General features: G+C 69.5%; 13 protein-coding genes. 12 read left to right on the top strand and 1 reads right to left on the bottom strand.

What is annotated here, in order from left to right; genetic code table 11:
- Positions 1 to 93: 93 nt before the first annotated feature.
- The 6 genes from FOZ76_RS00910 to FOZ76_RS00885 all read left to right on the top strand — a co-directional run bounded on the left by FOZ76_RS00910 (position 94) and on the right by FOZ76_RS00885 (position 7,269).
- Positions 94 to 861: an IclR family transcriptional regulator gene (locus tag FOZ76_RS00910; RefSeq protein WP_143946241.1), complete on the top strand. Its 768-nt coding sequence runs from the start codon at positions 94 to 96 to the stop codon at positions 859 to 861.
- A complete protein-coding gene (locus FOZ76_RS00905) occupies positions 858 to 2,006 on the top strand; it encodes a thiolase family protein (protein ID WP_143946240.1) in 1,149 nt (382 codons plus the stop codon). The genes FOZ76_RS00910 and FOZ76_RS00905 overlap by 4 nt, the downstream gene beginning before the upstream one ends.
- A gap of 1 nt (position 2,007) precedes the next feature.
- Positions 2,008 to 2,355 carry a Zn-ribbon domain-containing OB-fold protein gene (locus FOZ76_RS00900; protein ID WP_143946239.1) on the top strand — a complete coding sequence of 116 codons (348 nt, stop codon included), beginning with the start codon at positions 2,008 to 2,010 and terminating at the stop codon, positions 2,353 to 2,355.
- Between the two features lie 45 nt (positions 2,356 to 2,400).
- Complete coding sequence (locus tag FOZ76_RS00895; RefSeq protein WP_143946238.1) at positions 2,401 to 3,372, top strand: tripartite tricarboxylate transporter substrate binding protein; 972 nt, start codon at positions 2,401 to 2,403, stop codon at positions 3,370 to 3,372.
- A 103-nt stretch (positions 3,373 to 3,475) separates the two neighbouring features.
- Entirely contained in the window at positions 3,476 to 5,563 is a 2,088-nt protein-coding gene (locus FOZ76_RS00890) for an acetate--CoA ligase family protein (protein WP_143946237.1), read from the top strand.
- A 74-nt stretch (positions 5,564 to 5,637) separates the two neighbouring features.
- Positions 5,638 to 7,269: an AMP-binding protein gene (locus tag FOZ76_RS00885; RefSeq protein ID WP_143946236.1), complete on the top strand. Its 1,632-nt coding sequence runs from the start codon at positions 5,638 to 5,640 to the stop codon at positions 7,267 to 7,269.
- Between the two features lie 40 nt (positions 7,270 to 7,309).
- Here FOZ76_RS00885 and FOZ76_RS00880 read toward each other — a convergent pair whose 3' ends face one another.
- Positions 7,310 to 8,164 carry a fumarylacetoacetate hydrolase family protein gene (locus tag FOZ76_RS00880; RefSeq protein ID WP_143946235.1) on the bottom strand — a complete coding sequence of 285 codons (855 nt, stop codon included), beginning with the start codon at positions 8,162 to 8,164 and terminating at the stop codon, positions 7,310 to 7,312.
- A gap of 228 nt (positions 8,165 to 8,392) precedes the next feature.
- Between FOZ76_RS00880 and FOZ76_RS00875 the strand changes: the two genes are divergently transcribed.
- From FOZ76_RS00875 to FOZ76_RS00850, 6 genes are all read left to right on the top strand, one after another.
- On the top strand, positions 8,393 to 9,301 hold the full coding sequence (locus FOZ76_RS00875) for a tripartite tricarboxylate transporter substrate binding protein (RefSeq protein WP_246129236.1): 909 nt from the start codon (positions 8,393 to 8,395) through the stop codon (positions 9,299 to 9,301).
- A complete protein-coding gene (locus FOZ76_RS00870; protein WP_143946233.1) occupies positions 9,298 to 10,641 on the top strand; it encodes an MmgE/PrpD family protein in 1,344 nt (447 codons plus the stop codon). Before FOZ76_RS00875 ends, FOZ76_RS00870 begins: the two co-directional genes overlap by 4 nt.
- A gap of 51 nt (positions 10,642 to 10,692) precedes the next feature.
- Complete coding sequence (locus FOZ76_RS00865) at positions 10,693 to 11,574, top strand: IclR family transcriptional regulator (protein WP_143946232.1); 882 nt, start codon at positions 10,693 to 10,695, stop codon at positions 11,572 to 11,574.
- Positions 11,575 to 11,688: 114 nt separating this feature from the next.
- Positions 11,689 to 12,891, top strand: a complete 1,203-nt coding sequence (locus FOZ76_RS00860; protein ID WP_143946231.1) for an acyl-CoA dehydrogenase family protein — start codon at positions 11,689 to 11,691, stop codon at positions 12,889 to 12,891.
- 13 nt (positions 12,892 to 12,904) lie between these two features.
- Positions 12,905 to 13,789 carry an HTD2 family dehydratase gene (locus FOZ76_RS00855; protein ID WP_143946230.1) on the top strand — a complete coding sequence of 295 codons (885 nt, stop codon included), beginning with the start codon at positions 12,905 to 12,907 and terminating at the stop codon, positions 13,787 to 13,789.
- Complete coding sequence (locus FOZ76_RS00850) at positions 13,786 to 14,673, top strand: HpcH/HpaI aldolase/citrate lyase family protein (protein ID WP_143946229.1); 888 nt, start codon at positions 13,786 to 13,788, stop codon at positions 14,671 to 14,673. Before FOZ76_RS00855 ends, FOZ76_RS00850 begins: the two co-directional genes overlap by 4 nt.

The raw sequence follows: 14,673 nt of genomic DNA, 5'->3' as shown, positions 1-14,673 counted from the left end.
TTCGTCTGGCGAAAGTTTGTTGCGGCGCAACTTTACCCTTGTCGACCTGCCCTCTTAAGGTTGGCCGCAGCTTCAGCGCCCAAGGCCGGATCCATGTCCCGACACACTGCTTCGTCGCTTACCGCTACGCAAAAGACCTGCCGCATCCTGGCGGTGCTGTCCGATCCTCGCGTGAACCGGCTGACCGATATCGCCGATCGAACGGGGCTGGATCGGTCGACGGCGCTGCGCATCCTGAAGGAGCTCGAGGGCGAGGGTTTCGTGGAGCGAGACCCGGTCAGCAAGGTGTATGTGCTGGGGCCGCAGGTGTACGCCATGCACCATGCGATGGTGCATGGCATATCCGTGCGCGATGCGGCGCGGGCCAGCCTGATCCGCCTGTCGCGCCGGTTCGGCGACACGGTGATCCTGTCGGTGCCTACCGGTTGCGAGTCGATCTGCGTGGATCTTTGCTTCGGCGACTACCCGATCCGCGCCAACTATCTGGACGTGGGCAGCCGGCGGCCGCTGGGGGTGGGCGCAGGCAGCCTGGCCCTGCTCGCGGACATGGCCTCCGAAGAAGTGGCGGCGATCCGCCAGGCCGTCGACGCCGAGCTGCTGCGGCGCTATCCGCGCTACAGCCCGGCCCGGCTGGACGAGGAACTGGCGCTGGCGCACCGGCGCGGGCACGTCATGTTGCTGGATGTGGTGGTCGAGAAAATGGGCGGGCTGGGCGTGGCCGTCCGCGGACCGGATCGCCGCCCGATCGCGGCGCTCAGTATTGCCGCGCTCACCGAGCGCATCGAGGGACGCGAGTCCGAACTTGCCGAAGCGCTGGCCCGCGAGGCCCGCGATATCGAGCACGCCTGGATGCCGGCATGAGCGCTTCGACGGCATGTCCCCACCTGCTCGGCGTCGCCACGACCCGCTTTGGCCGACTCGACGGTTCGTCCGCGCTGGACTTGATGGCCCAGGCAGCGAACGAGGCACTGGCCGATGTGGCCGTTCCCCGCTGCGACGTGGACGGTCTGTTGTGCGGCTATGCGACCACCTATCCGCACTTGATGCCGGCCACGCTGCTCGCCGAGAAGCTCGGCATGCAGCCCGCGTACGCGCACGGCATCCAGATGGGAGGGGCGACGGGCGCGGCGATGGTCATGCTGGCGGGCGATCTGATCCGATCCGGACGCTGTCGCCACGTGCTGGTCGTGGCGGGCGAGAATCGCTTGTCCGGTCAGGCGGTGGATACGTCGGTGCAGACGCTGGCGCAGGTGGGCGACCCGCTGACCGAGGTACCCAATGGCGCGAGCGTGCCTGCCTACTATGCGCTGCTCGCCTCGGAGTATCTGGAACGCACCGGCACCACGCCTGCGGACCTGGCCGAGTTCGCCGTGCTGATGCGCCGCCATGCGTCGGCCCATCCGGACGCCCATCTGCGCGAGCCGGTCACCCTGGCGCAGGTGATGGCGTCCAAGCCCATCGCCACGCCGTTGCGCCTGCTGGATTGTTGCCCGATCTCCGATGGCGCCGTCGCGATCCTCTTGAGCGCCGAGCCGGGGCCGGTACGGTTGATCGGGGCGGGGCAGGCGCATCGCCACCAGCATTTGTCGGCCATGCCGGACGTGATGCGCACGGGGGCGGCCGACGCCGCGGCGCGCGCCTACGCGCAGGCGGGCATCACCCCGGAGCGGGTGGACTACCTCGGCATCTACGACTCGTTCACCATCACGCTGGTGATGCTGCTCGAGGAGCTGGGGCATGCGCCGCGCGGCCAGGCCGCGCGCCTGCTGCGGGAAGGCGCCTTCGATCCCCAGGGCAGGCTGGCCCTGAACACGCATGGCGGCCTGCTGTCCTTCGGCCACTCGGGCGTAGCGGGCGGCATGGCGCACGTCGCCGAAGCCTGGCGGCAACTCGCCGGCCGGGCCGGCGAGCGGCAGGCCGGCCGGCGCGCCTGTGCGCAGGTTCATGCGGACGGCGGCGTGCTGTCGGCGCACGTCAGCCTGTTGCTGCAGGCGCAGGAGGCTTGAGATGGAGGCCGGAAACGTGGATGCCATCCGTTTGCACCAATGCGCCCAGTGCGGCGCGTTCTGGGCGCTGTCTCCCTACGCCTGCGGGGTTTGCGGCGCCACCGCGCTGCGCGTAGTCTCCAGCGGCGGTAGAGGACAGGTGCGAGCCCGCAGCACCGTGCACCGCGCGCCTGATGCGCACTGGGCGGCGCGGCGGCCCTACACGCTCGTCCTGGTGCGGCTGGACGAGGGCCCGACGATGATGGGCCACGCCGATGCCGATATCGGCATCGGCGATACCGTGACAGCCAGACCGTGGGAAGTCGACGGTACGCGGTTATGGCGATTCGAGGCGACGGCTCCGCCCTGAGGCTCGGGTTCGTACGCCATCAACAACCACACTGAGGAGACAGACATGCAGCGACCCTTTCAACGAGGGCGGCTGGCGGCCGCCCTTTGCCTGGCATTCACCACGACTGCCGCCGCGGCGGCCTGGCCGGAACGGCCGATCACCCTGGTCGTACCCTACACGCCCGGCGGCCCGACCGACATCGTGGCGCGCGTCGTCGCCCAGGGTCTGGGCGATGAGCTCGGGCAGACGGTATTGGTCGACAACCGATCCGGCGCCGGCGGCAATATCGGGGCCGACCTGGTGGCTCGTGCCGCCCCCGACGGCTACACGCTATTGATGGCGACGACGGCGCATGCCATCAATATGTCGCTCTTTCCCGATCTCTCGTACGACGTGCGCAAGACCTTTGCGCCGGTCTCCTTGCTGACCCAGGGGCCGCTGGTCGTCGTCGCACGGCCCGACTTGCCGGTGGCCAGCCCCGCGGAGCTGATCGCGCTCGCCAAGGAGAAGCCCGGCGAACTGACCTTCGCCTCGTCGGGCAACGGGCAGTCGACGCATCTGTCGGCCGAGCTCTTCAACGCCAAGGCCGGCACCAGGATGACGCACGTGCCCTATCGCGGCAGTGCGCCGGCGCTTACCGACGTCATGGGCGGGCAGGCGGACCTGATGTTCGACACCATGCTCTCGGCCATGCCCTATGTGGCCTCCGGCAAGCTGAAGGCGCTGGCGGTGACGAGCGCGCAGCGCTCACCGGCGGCGCCCGACGTGCCCACGCTGGCCGAGTCCGGGCTCGAGGGCTACGAGGCGCTGGCCTGGAACGGCCTGTTGCTTCCGGCGAAGACGCCGGAACCCGTCGTCGAGCGCCTGAACGATGCCGTGCGTGCGGTGCTCGACCGTCCCGAGGTGCGCAAGCAGTTCGCCGCGCAAGGCTTTGCCGCGACCTGGATGTCGCCGGCGGACTTTGGAGCGTTCGTGGGCGACGAGGTGGAGAAATGGGCCGATGTCGTGAAATCTTCCGGCGCCACCGTCAATTGACCACGGGTCCGAGCCCATCCTGGCGCCGCAGGCGCCCCCCCATGTAGTGGCGAGCAAGCTCCCGCCTTCGGGCGGGAGCGACTCATTCCAGGAGAGAACCGAAATGAACGTGCCGCAGGCCAGCCTGGCCAAGCTGCTGTCGCCCGCCTCGATCGCGATCGTCGGGGCTTCCGACAACCCGGACAAGATCGGCGGCAGGCCGATCCACTATATGCGCCGGCACGGGTACCGGGGGCGGGTGTTTCCCATCAACCCGCAGCGCGAGAGCGTGCAGGGCGAACGCGCCTGGCGCTCGCTCGGTGATCTGCCCGAGGTGCCCGAGCTTGCCATCATTGCGGTAGCGGGGGACGAGGCCGTGCGCGCCACCGACGCCTGCGCCGCCATGGGCGTGGGTGCGGCGATTGTCATCGCAGCGGGATTCTCGGAAACCGGCGCGCACGGCCGTATCCTGCAGGATGCCATGACTCGCCGCGCGCGGGCGGCCGGGATGCGCATCGTCGGTCCGAATTCGCAGGGGCTGGCGAACTTCGGCAATGGGGCGATCACCTCGTTCTCCACGATGTTCCTGGAAGTCGAGCCCGCGGATGGCCCGGTCGCCGTGCTGAGCCAGTCGGGCGGCATGAGTGCCATGATGTACGGTCTGCTCCGGCAGCGCGGCATGGGCGTGCGTCACGTTCATGCCACGGGCAACGAAGCCGACGTCACGGTCGCTGAGCTGGCGGAGGCCGTACTGGACGACCCGGAAGTCCGCGTGGCGCTGCTCTATCTGGAATCGATCGCCGATGCCGGGCCGCTGGCGCGTGCCGCGGCCAAGGCGAGGGAGCGCGGCATTCCCCTGATCGCCGTCAAGGCCGGCCGTTCGAGCGCGGGCGCCAGGGCGGCTGCCTCGCACACGGGTGCCCTGGCGAGCGAGGATCGGGCCGTCGACGCCTTCTTCGAGCGCCACGCCATCCTGCGCGCACGCGATCCGCAGGAGCTGGCCCGATACGCGGAGCTGGCGCTGCGCAGCCCCCTGCCGGGCGGCGAGCGCGTGGTGATCGTGAGCAATTCGGGCGCGAGTTGCGTGCTGGCCTCCGACGCGGCCGAGGCGGCAGGGCTGCAAGTGCCAACGCTGGCACAGGGTACGCAGCGGGAGCTGGCCCGGCACCTGCCCGGTTTCGCGACCACGGACAACCCGGTCGACATCACGGCGGCGCTGCTCTCGAACAATGGCTTGTTCGGCGAGGCGCTGCCCATCATTGCAGGCGATGCGGCTGCCGATACCTTGCTGGTCGACATCCCGGTGGCGGGCCGTGGCTACGACGTCGCGGCGTTCGCACGCGACGCGGCCGCGAGCGCGCGGCAGATGCAGCGACCGCTGGTGGTGGTGGCATGGCAGGACGCGGTGGCGCGCGCCTTTCGCGAGGAAGGTATCGCGGTTTTCGCGCAGGAGCAGGAGGCGATGCAGGCCGTGTCCGCGCTCGCCTGGCTCCGGCGGGCCTGGCGCAGGCCGCCGCTCGCCTGGCCGGCCGGGAGCGCCGGGCGGCTGCCGGTGCGAAAAGGCATGTCTTCCGAAGCGCAGGCGCTGGGCTGGCTGCGCGACGCGGGGGTGGCGGTCGTCGAGCATCGCGTCTGCGGGGATGCCGACGCGGCGGTCGCGGCATGGCGCGAGCTGGGCGGCGCCGTGGCGGTCAAAGCCTGCTCGGCCGACGTGCCGCACAAGTCCGAGCACGGGTTGGTCGGCCTGGGGCTGGACGACGAAGCCGGTATCCGGGCGGCCGTGGCGGCGCAGCGCCGCGTTCTCGATGACCTCGGCGTGGGCGCGGCCGGCTGGCTGGTGGCCAGAATGGTGCCTGCCCTGCACGAGTTCGCCGTCGGCGTGAATGTGGACCCGGTGTTCGGCCCTGTCGTGATGGTCGGGGCCGGGGGCAAGTACGTCGAATCGCTCGACGATGTGGCGGTGCTCCTGCCGCCTTTCGACGAGGCCGAGGTGCTCGCCAAGGTCGTGACGCTGCGTATCGGCCGCCGCCTGGCCGGATTGCGCGGCGATGCGCCGGCCGATGCCGCCGCGCTGGCCCGGCTGGCGGTCGACCTGGCCAAGGCGGCCGTGGCGGCCGGCCCCGGTCTGCGCTCGATCGACGTCAACCCCGTGCGGGTGCGTGCCGAGGGCCAGGGCGCGATCGCGGTTGACGCGCTCATCGAATGCGCGTGAGGATATCGGGCACGCGCGGGATGTCGCGAATACGGCCGCGCTCGAACGACACGGGTCATCAGGAGGAGAGACACATGGATTCCGCCCGGCAGTGGGAGCCGCCGCCGAACGCAGCCAATCACGTTGCGCTCACGCCGCTGGGGTTTCTCCAGCGCGCGGCGCAGGTTCATCCCGCGCATCCGGCCTTGCGCCACGGCGCACGGGTACAGACCTGGGCCGAGACCTATGCACGCTGCTGCCGGCTGGCGGCGGCGCTCAGGGGCAGTGGCGTGCAAACCGGCGACACCGTGGCCGTGCTCGCGCCGAACACGCCCGCCATGTACGAGGCGCACTTCGGGGTTCCGATGGCAGGCGCCGTGCTAAATACACTGAACACCCGGCTGGACGCGGCGGCCCTGGGCTTCATGCTGGATCACGGCCAGGCCCGCGTTCTCATCTTCGACAGCGAGTATGCGGACTTGGTCGCCGAGGTCCTGGCCGGGGTGCAGCGGCGTCCCTACCTGGTACGCATCGAGGACGCCGGGTTCGCCGGCCCGCATGGAGCGCTGGGGGACGCGAGCTACGACGCTTGGCTGGGCACCGCGGACCCTGCCACGCCCTGGGTCTGGCCCGAGGACGAATGGCAGTCGATCTGCCTGAACTACACCTCCGGAACCACGGGAGACCCGAAGGGTGTCCTGTATCACCATCGCGGCGCCTACCTGAACGCCATGGGCAACGTGCTGGCGAGCGGCATGCCGGCGCACGCCGTCTACCTGTGGACGCTGCCGATGTTCCACTGCAATGGCTGGAGCTTTCCCTGGACCTTGGCGGCCATCGCCGGCACGAGCGTCTGCCTGCGCAAGGTCGAGCCGAAGGCGGTCTTCGACGCCATCGCCGGCCAGGGCGTGCAGTTCTTCTGCGCCGCGCCCGTGGTGCTCAACATGCTGATCAACGCGCCGCGCGAGCTGCAGCGCCGCGCACCCCAGGCCGTTCTGGCGATCACCGGCGGCGCGGCGCCGCCGGCCGCCGTGATCCAGTCGATGGAAACGCTGGGCATCGGCGTCGCGCACCAGTACGGGCTGACGGAAACCTACGGGCCGGCCATGAGCTGCGACTGGCATCGCGACTGGGACGCGCTGCCGCTGGCCGAGCGCGCGGCGCTCAAGGCGCGCGTGGGGGTGCGCAAGGCCAACGTCGAGCGCGTGCGCGTCGTCGATGACAAACTCCGGGACGTTCCCTGGGACGGCGCCACGCTCGGCGAGATCGTGGTGCAGGCGAATACGGTGATGAAAGGGTATCTGCGCAACCCGGATGCGACGGCCCGGGCATTTGCCGGCGGCTGGTTCCACACGGGCGATCTGGGCGTCGTGGACCCGGACGGCTACGTGGCCATCAAGGACCGGGCCAAGGACATCGTGATCTCGGGCGGCGAGAACGTATCCACCGTCGAGGTCGAGAACGTCCTGTATGCACATCCCGACGTTCTCGAGGCAGCCGTGGTGGCCCGGCCCGACGCCACTTGGGGCGAGACGCCTTGCGCTTTCGTGACGCTCAAGGACGGCCGGAACGCGGATGCAAACGCGATCCTCGACTTCTGCCGTGCGCGCCTCGCCGGCTTCAAGGTTCCGCGCACCGTGGTCTTCGGGGAACTGCCGAAGACGGCGACGGGCAAGATACAGAAGTACCTGCTGCGCGAACAGGCGCGCGGGCTGTCTCGGCCTTGACGGATACGCCGGCCCGAACCGGGCCGCGCCCGGACAGCGCTCAAGCAATCTCCCGCCGAACGACATTGCTCAATGTCCCCACACCGCCGACTTCCACCTCCACAAGATCTCCATCCTGCATCAGCACCGGCGGGTTGCGCTTGAATCCGACGCCCCCCGGCGTGCCCGAGACAATGACGTCCCCGGGCACGAGTTCCGTGAAGGTGGATATGTAGGCGATGAGCGTCGGTATGGAGAACAGCATCATGCTGGTGTCGGCATGCTGCATCACCTTGCCGTTGAGCCGTGTGACCAGCGGGATCGGTGTGTCGGGATCGAACTCGTCCGCGGTTGCGAGCACGGGCCCGAATGCGCCGGTGGCGGGGAAGTTCTTGCCGGCCGTCCATTGGGTGGAGTGCGCCTGCCATTCGCGGGCGGATGCGTCGTTGTAGGCGGAGTAGCCGAATACGTGGGACCAGGCCTGATCCTCCGAAATCCTGCGGCCTGCCCGCGAGATGACGATGGCGATCTCGCCCTCGAAGTCGAGGCCGTTGGGCGCTTCGGCAGGGCAGACGATCGGCTCGCCGTGTCCTGTCTGGGAGGACGGCAGGCGTAGAAAGACTGTCGGATGGGCCGTGGTGGCGCGGTTCGCTTCGACCCGGTGTTCGTCGTAGTTCAGGCCCACGCAAACGATGCGTTCGGGGTCGGCGACGACGGGCCGGAAGGCTTCGATCTCGTCCAGTCGGGGGCCGGGTTCGCTCTGCGCGGCAAGCTGGCACAGGCGTTCAGAACCCAGCCGGCGCAAGGCAGCGCCCAGGTCGTGGCAGCCCGCGGCGTCGGTCAGATCGGCGATCCGCCCGCCGTACAGCACGCCGATTCTGGGCGCGCCGCCGATTCGGTAGCTCAGGAACTTCATGGCGACGATAGTCCGTTCGATGCGAAAGGTCTGCCATGTTAAGGATGGCAGCCCGTTTTTCAGCGGCCGCTATGCACATATCAGCAGGCTGAAGAATGCGTGGCCGGGCTTTTGCCTTCGCGCATCGTCCCCTAGCATTCGGTCCACGACAGACTACGGAGACGATACGTGAAACGGTACGCTATCGCGGCACTTTGCGCGGCCTTGAGTGTGGGCGCATTCATTCCTGTGGCACAAGCGAAGGGCGCATATCCCGAGAGGCCCATCCGCCTGGTGGTGCCCTACCCGGCCGGCGGCGGCGCAGACAATCTGGCACGCCTTGTGGGTACCAAGCTGGAGGCCGATCTCGGCAAGCCGGTGATCATCGAGAACAAGCCGGGCGCCAACACCATGCTGGCATCGGCCGACGTGGCGCGTGCCGAGCCCGACGGCTACACGCTGCTGTACGTGGCCAGCGCGTTCGCGATCAATCCCAGCCTGAACAACCCGCAATACGATACCGAGAAGGCGTTCACGCCGATCGGCATGGTGGCCGAGGTTCCGCTGCTCATCATCCGCAACGAGCGGGTCGAGTACAACACGGTGGAGGAACTCGTCGCGGCGGCGCGCGCCAAGCCGGGCAACATCGCGTATGCGTCCTACGGCCAGGGCAGTCCGGCGCACCTGGGCGGCGAGATGCTCGAGCGGGTGGCGCAGGTCGAGATGATGCACGTGCCCTACAAGGGTAGTGCGCCCGCGCTGACGGACCTGCTCGGCGGGCATGTGAACGTGGCCTTCAGCAGCATCGAACCCGCACTGCCGCTGATCGCATCGAAGAAGGTCCATCCGATCGCGGTGATGACCGCGCACCGTATCGCTGCGCTGCCCGACGTGCCGACAGTGGCCGAAGTCTATCCGGGCTTCGAGGCGACCGGCTGGAACGGCCTCGTTGCACCGACGGGAACGCCCGACGAGATCGTGCAGCGACTCAACGAGGCCCTCAACAACGCCGTGCAGACCGCCGACGTCCGGACGGCCTATGCGAAGCAGGGCGTGGAAGCGATGCCGATGTCGCCGGCGGAATTCGGCAAGCTGGTCAGCGACGACATCGCCAAGTGGCGCGACATCGTCTCCAAGGCCGGGATCAAGGCCGAATGATGCCGGCGCCGCTCACGAGCACGCTGGGGGCCTTCGTCGCCGCGATCGGTCGCGAGGGGGCGCCGGCCGACGCGCGGGCGGCGGCCGTCACCGGCTTCATCGATACTTGCGCCACGACCATTGCGGGTCGTCGCGAACCCGCCGTGCAGGTGCTGCTCGAAGCGTCGCGGCCCCTGCCGGCAGGGCGTGCGCCCCTGTTCTTCGGCGAGCAGGCCACCGATGCATCGACGGCCGCGCTGCTGAACGGCACCGCGGCGCACGCGCTGGACTACGACGACGTCGCGCTGCGCGGCCATCCGAGCGCGGTGCTGGTCTCGACGATCCTGGCGCTGGGCGCGCAGACGGGCGCTTGCGGCGCCGACATGCTCGACGCCTACGTGGCCGGCTACGAGGTCTGGGCCGATCTGGTCGATCGAGAAACCGACATCCATCACGTCAAGGGCTGGCACCCCACGGGCATCTTCGGGGCCATCGGCGCGAGCGCGGCCGCCTCGGTGCTGTTGCGGCTCGACGCCGGCCAGTGCGCTCACGCGCTGGGCCTGGGCGCCAGCCAGAGCGCGGGCGTGATGTCCAATTTCGGCGCCATGGCCAAGCCCTTTCATGTCGGCCGCGCGGCCCAGGCCGGTGTGCTGGCGGCGCGCCTGGCGAAGGCCGGCTTCACCGCGTCCGCCGACGCGCTGGAGCATCCGCAGGGTTTCCTGGCGGCCGTGTCCCCGCAAGGCCGGGTCGATCGCGAGCGGCCGGCCGCAGCCGGGCGGCCGTTCCAGATCGCGGACCGGCGGGCCAACGTGAAGCGCTATCCGCTGTGCTACTACACGCACCGCGCGCTCGACGGGATGCTCGCGCTGCGCGTCCGGCACGGCGTACAGGCGGACCAGGTGGCCCAGGTCGAGGTACGCATGAGCCAGGAGCACGCGACGGTATTGCGCAACCATCGCCCGACCACGGGGCTCGCGGCCAAGTTCAGCATCGAGTTCGCGATGGCGAGCGCGCTGTGCAACGGGCGTGCCGGGCTCGCCGAACTCGGCGACGCGTGCGTGCAGGCTCCCGGGGTGCAGCGCCTGATCGAGCGGGTGACGGTGATCCCGATCCCGGCGGACGATCCGCAGACGCCGGGGGCGGCCTATGCGGACCAGGTGTTCGTCACCCTGCGCGACGGCAGCCGTCTCGAGGGCGAGCCGGTGCACCAGGCGCTGGGGCATGCCCGCCGCCCGCTGGACCGTACGCAACTGCGGGCCAAGTTCTCGGACGCGCTGGCCTATGGCGGTCATGTTGGCGATGCCGCGGCCTTGTTCGAGCGCCTCGCCGGGCTCGATTGCCAAGAGCGCGTCTTCGCATGACGCCGACGGGCTCGCTACACTGGCAGGTGTGCCATCTTCCGTCATCGCCACATGGATAATCTCGACGCGCCGGACCCCGAGCAAAGCCTCTCGCTCACCCGTGTGGCGCTGGAACAGCCCTATGGCAAGTCGGTGGGCTCGGTGCACCGCGCGCTGGAACTGCTCGAACTCTTTGCCGTCGAGCAACGCGCGCTCACCGTGGGCGAGGTCGCCCAGCGGCTCGGCTATCCGCAGTCGAGCACGTCGGTGCTGCTGCACGGTCTGCGGGACATGGGCTATCTGCTGCACGATCGGCACGCCCGCACCTTCGTGCCCACGCTGCGCGTGAGCTTTCTCGGGCTGTGGCTGCACGAGCGGGTCCTGGCGCAGGGCAGCCTGCTCGAGTTCATGGAAATGCTTGCCCACCGTTCGGGTCAGGTGGCGATGCTCGCGATGCAGAACGGCCTGCATGCCCAGTACATACACATCGTGTCGGCGCGCTCCTCGCGGGTCGGGTTGAAACCCGGCTTGCTGCGGCCGATCTGCCGCTCCGCGGTCGGCAAGGTGCTGCTCAGCACGATGAGCGACGAGCAGGTGCTGCGCATCGTGCGCAATGTCAACGCGACGGACGAGGACTTCGCGCAGCCGGTGGATGGCCGCGCATTGCTGCAGGAGATGGCCGAGATCCGCGCTACCGGGTTTGCCTACAGTGTCGATGCGGTCACCCAGGGCTCCTCGGTGATCGCCGCGCGGGTGCCGGTGGACGTCGGCGACCAGCCTCTGGCCGTGGGCATCGGCGTGAACAGTTGGCAGCGCGAGGCGTTGAAGGCGTCGGTGGAGGCGCTGCTGCTCGAAGCCTTCCAGACCTATTTCCCTCAGCGCGCCGGCGCGGGCGAGCGCGCGCGGGTACAGTATCCGCAGGCCGAGTACGCGATCAACAAGAGCGCGGGCTAGGCCCGGCGGGCGGATATCAGTCATCTGATATCTCGTCTTGAATGTAGGTTCAAAAGCCAAACCGGGGATGGATGCCGATAGCATGAGGTCTTTCGTCACGAACGCAAGACCGACATGACATCTCCCAACGAAACGCCTGCCGACAGTGCTGCGATCTCGCTGACACTCGGCGAGGATTTCCCCGACATCCGCGACGCAGTGCGCCGCGTCTGCGCCGCCTTCCCCGACGAGTACTGGCGAGAGCTGGACGAACGCGAGGGCTACCCGACGGATTTCATCGCGGCGCTGACCGAAGCGGGCTTTCTCGCGGCTCTCATTCCCGAGGAGTACGGCGGATCGGGCCTGCCGCTGCGCGCCGCGGCGGTGATCATGGAAGAGGTCTGCGCCGCGGGCTGCCACGCTGCCGCCGGCCATGCCCAGATGTACATCATGGGCACGGTGCTGCGCCATGGCAGCGAGGCACAGAAGCAGCGCTACCTGCCCGGCATCGCCAGCGGGGAGCTGCGCCTGCAGGCCTTCGGGGTGACGGAGCCGACCACGGGCTCGGATACCACCCAGTTGAAGACGCGGGCCGAGCGGACCGCGAACGGCTATCGCATCAACGGCCAGAAGGTCTGGACCTCGCGGGCCCAGCATTCCGACCTGATGCTCGTGCTGGCGCGGACCACGCCGGCGGCCGAGGTGAAGAACAAAGTGGACGGCGTGTCCACGTTCCTCATCGACATCCGCGAGTCGCTGGGCAAGGGGCTGACGATCCGCCCGCTCAAGGCGATGGTCAATCACCATGCCACCGAAGTCTTCTTCGAGGACCTGCAAGTGCCGGCCGACGCGTTGGTCGGCGAGGAAGGCGCGGGCTTTCGCTACATCCTCGACGGCATGAACGCGGAGCGCATGATCACGGCCGCGGAGGCGATCGGTTCGACGCGCTGGTTCGTGCGCAAGGCCACCGCCTATGCCAAGGAGCGCGTGGTGTTCAAGCGTCCCATCGGGGCGAACCAGGCGATCCAGTTCCCGATCGCGCAGGCGCATGTCCAGATGGAGGCCGCCGACCTCATGGTGCGCCGGGCCACCGCGTTGTTCGCCGCGGGCCTGGCGTGCGGCGCGGAGGCGAACATGGCGCGCTACCTGGCCGCGGAGTGCCTGTGGAACGCCGCGGAAGCCTGCATGCAGACGCACGGCGGCTTCGGCTTCGCTCGCGAGTACCACGTCGAGCGCAAGTGGCGCGAGGCCCGCCTGGCGCGCATCGCGCCGGTCTCGACCAACCTGATCCTGGCCAACGTCGCGCAGCACGTGCTCGGCCTGCCGCGTTCATACTGACGGGAGGCCGGCAATGACTGCATCACCACAAGCCTGGCAAGGCGACGCCGCCGTGGCGTTCGCCGATTGGATCGGCCGCCATACCGAGGTGGACGACGAGATCGGCCTCAGCGCGGCGCGGCGCATGGCCGCCATGCTCGACCAGGACCCCTCCGCCTACGAGCGCGGCAGCGTGCTGCCGCCGCACTGGTACTCGATGTTCTTCACGCCGAACGCGCGCCGTTCGCAGATCGGCCATGACGGGCATCCGAAGAAAGGCGATTTCCTGCCGCCCATTCCCTTGCCCAGACGCATGTTCGTCGGACGCCGGGTCGGCTTTCCCGGCGAACTGCGCGTGAGCGACCGCGCCAGCAAGCGCTCGGAAATCGTGGCGATCGAGCAGAAGAACGGCCGCAGCGGGGTGCTGGTGTTCGTGACGGTGCGCCACACGATCAGCGTGGGCGATCGTCCGGCCGTCGTGGAGCACCAGCAGGTCGTGTATCGGGATGCCCCCGCGGCGGGGCAAGCCGCGGCGGCGGCCGCGACCGAAGCGCCGAAGGCGGCATGGCAGGCGAGCTATGTCATGGACCCGGTGCTCGTGTTTCGCTACAGCGCGTTGACCTGGAACGGCCATCGCATCCACTACGACGCGGACTATGCGCGGCGCGAGGAGGGCTACCCGGGCTGCGTGATGAACGGCGCGCTGACCGTGCACCTGGTGATCGACGAAGCCGTCAAACGGCTCGGCGGCCGTCGCCTGACGGGGCTCAGCGCGCGGCTGTCGAAGCCGCTGTTCGTGGGCGGTACGCTCGTCGTGGGCGGCTCGGAAGTCGTCGGCGGCACGCTGCAGGCCTGGGCCAGCGACGAGCAGGGGGCGCTCGCGGCGCAATGCACGCTCGAGATCGAGGACGCGCCATGAGCGGAGCCCGTCTTCCGGTCTGGCGCTCGCTGCTGTTCTGCCCGGCGCATGCCGAGCGCTTCGTGGCCAAGGCGCACACGCGCGGCGCGGACGCGATCATCCTCGACCTGGAGGATGCCGTGGGGCCCGCCGACAAACCCGCCGCCCGGCAGGGCCTGGCAGCGGCCGCGCGTGCGGTCGGGCGCGAAGGCGCCGACGTGCTGGTGCGCATCAACCGCGAGCTCGACCTGGCGGTGCAGGATATTGCCGCCGCCGTCGACCCGGCCGTGGCCGCCCTGGTGCTGCCCAAGGTGATGGGGCCGGAGCACGTGCGCCTGCTGGCCGAGCTCGTCACCGCCCGTGAGATCGAAGTCGGTTTGCCCGCAGGCCATACGCGCTTTCTCGCCCTCGTGGAGTCGGCGGCGGCGCTGGAGCACGTCAACGCCATCGCGCGGGCCGATGCGCGCATGGTTGGGCTCGCCGTGGGCGGCGAAGACCTCGCCACCGATCTCGATGCGCAGCCGAGCGCGGACGCACTGTACGTGGCCAAGATGCTGGGGCTGCACGCTGCGCGGGCCGCCGGCATCCTGCCGTTGGGCGTGCTCGCCAGCGTCGCGGGCGTTGCGGACGGCGAGGCGTATCGCGCCATGGTGGCGCGCTCCCGCGCCCTGGGGTTCGCCGGGGCGACCTGCGTGCACCCGGCCCAGGTCCCCGTGCTCAACGCCGCGTTCGGTGCGTCCGAGCGCGAGCTGGCGCACGCCCGCAGCCTCGTCGCCGTCTACGAAGAAGGGCTCGCCCGCGGCGAGGGGGCCGTGCTGTTCGAGGGCCGGATGGTGGACAAGCCGGTCGCCGACCGCGCCTACCGCGTGCTCGCCCAGGCGGCGAGCCGGGAACCAGGAGTCTGA

It is taken from the genome of Verticiella sediminum (assembly GCF_007558815.1).
GTDB lineage: Bacteria > Pseudomonadota > Gammaproteobacteria > Burkholderiales > Burkholderiaceae_B > Verticiella > Verticiella sediminum.
The sequence above is the reverse complement of the archived record's forward strand: the minus strand, read 5'-3'. Positions and strand labels throughout refer to the sequence as shown.

Bases quoted from the DNA above. Each gene is read 5' to 3' on its own strand.
- FOZ76_RS00870 (WP_143946233.1), top strand. From the start codon at position 9,298: ATGATGCCGGCGCCGCTCACGAGCACGCTGGGGGCCTTCGTCGCCGCG.
- FOZ76_RS00855 (WP_143946230.1), top strand. From the start codon at position 12,905: ATGACTGCATCACCACAAGCCTGGCAAGGCGACGCCGCCGTGGCGTTC.
- FOZ76_RS00910 (WP_143946241.1), top strand. From the start codon at position 94: ATGTCCCGACACACTGCTTCGTCGCTTACCGCTACGCAAAAGACCTGC.
- FOZ76_RS00865 (WP_143946232.1), top strand. From the start codon at position 10,693: ATGGATAATCTCGACGCGCCGGACCCCGAGCAAAGCCTCTCGCTCACC.
- FOZ76_RS00905 (WP_143946240.1), top strand. From the start codon at position 858: ATGAGCGCTTCGACGGCATGTCCCCACCTGCTCGGCGTCGCCACGACC.
- FOZ76_RS00885 (WP_143946236.1), top strand. From the start codon at position 5,638: ATGGATTCCGCCCGGCAGTGGGAGCCGCCGCCGAACGCAGCCAATCAC.
- FOZ76_RS00890 (WP_143946237.1), top strand. From the start codon at position 3,476: ATGAACGTGCCGCAGGCCAGCCTGGCCAAGCTGCTGTCGCCCGCCTCG.
- FOZ76_RS00880 (WP_143946235.1), bottom strand. From the start codon at position 8,164: ATGAAGTTCCTGAGCTACCGAATCGGCGGCGCGCCCAGAATCGGCGTG.
- FOZ76_RS00900 (WP_143946239.1), top strand. From the start codon at position 2,008: ATGGAGGCCGGAAACGTGGATGCCATCCGTTTGCACCAATGCGCCCAG.
- FOZ76_RS00860 (WP_143946231.1), top strand. From the start codon at position 11,689: ATGACATCTCCCAACGAAACGCCTGCCGACAGTGCTGCGATCTCGCTG.
- FOZ76_RS00850 (WP_143946229.1), top strand. From the start codon at position 13,786: ATGAGCGGAGCCCGTCTTCCGGTCTGGCGCTCGCTGCTGTTCTGCCCG.
- FOZ76_RS00895 (WP_143946238.1), top strand. From the start codon at position 2,401: ATGCAGCGACCCTTTCAACGAGGGCGGCTGGCGGCCGCCCTTTGCCTG.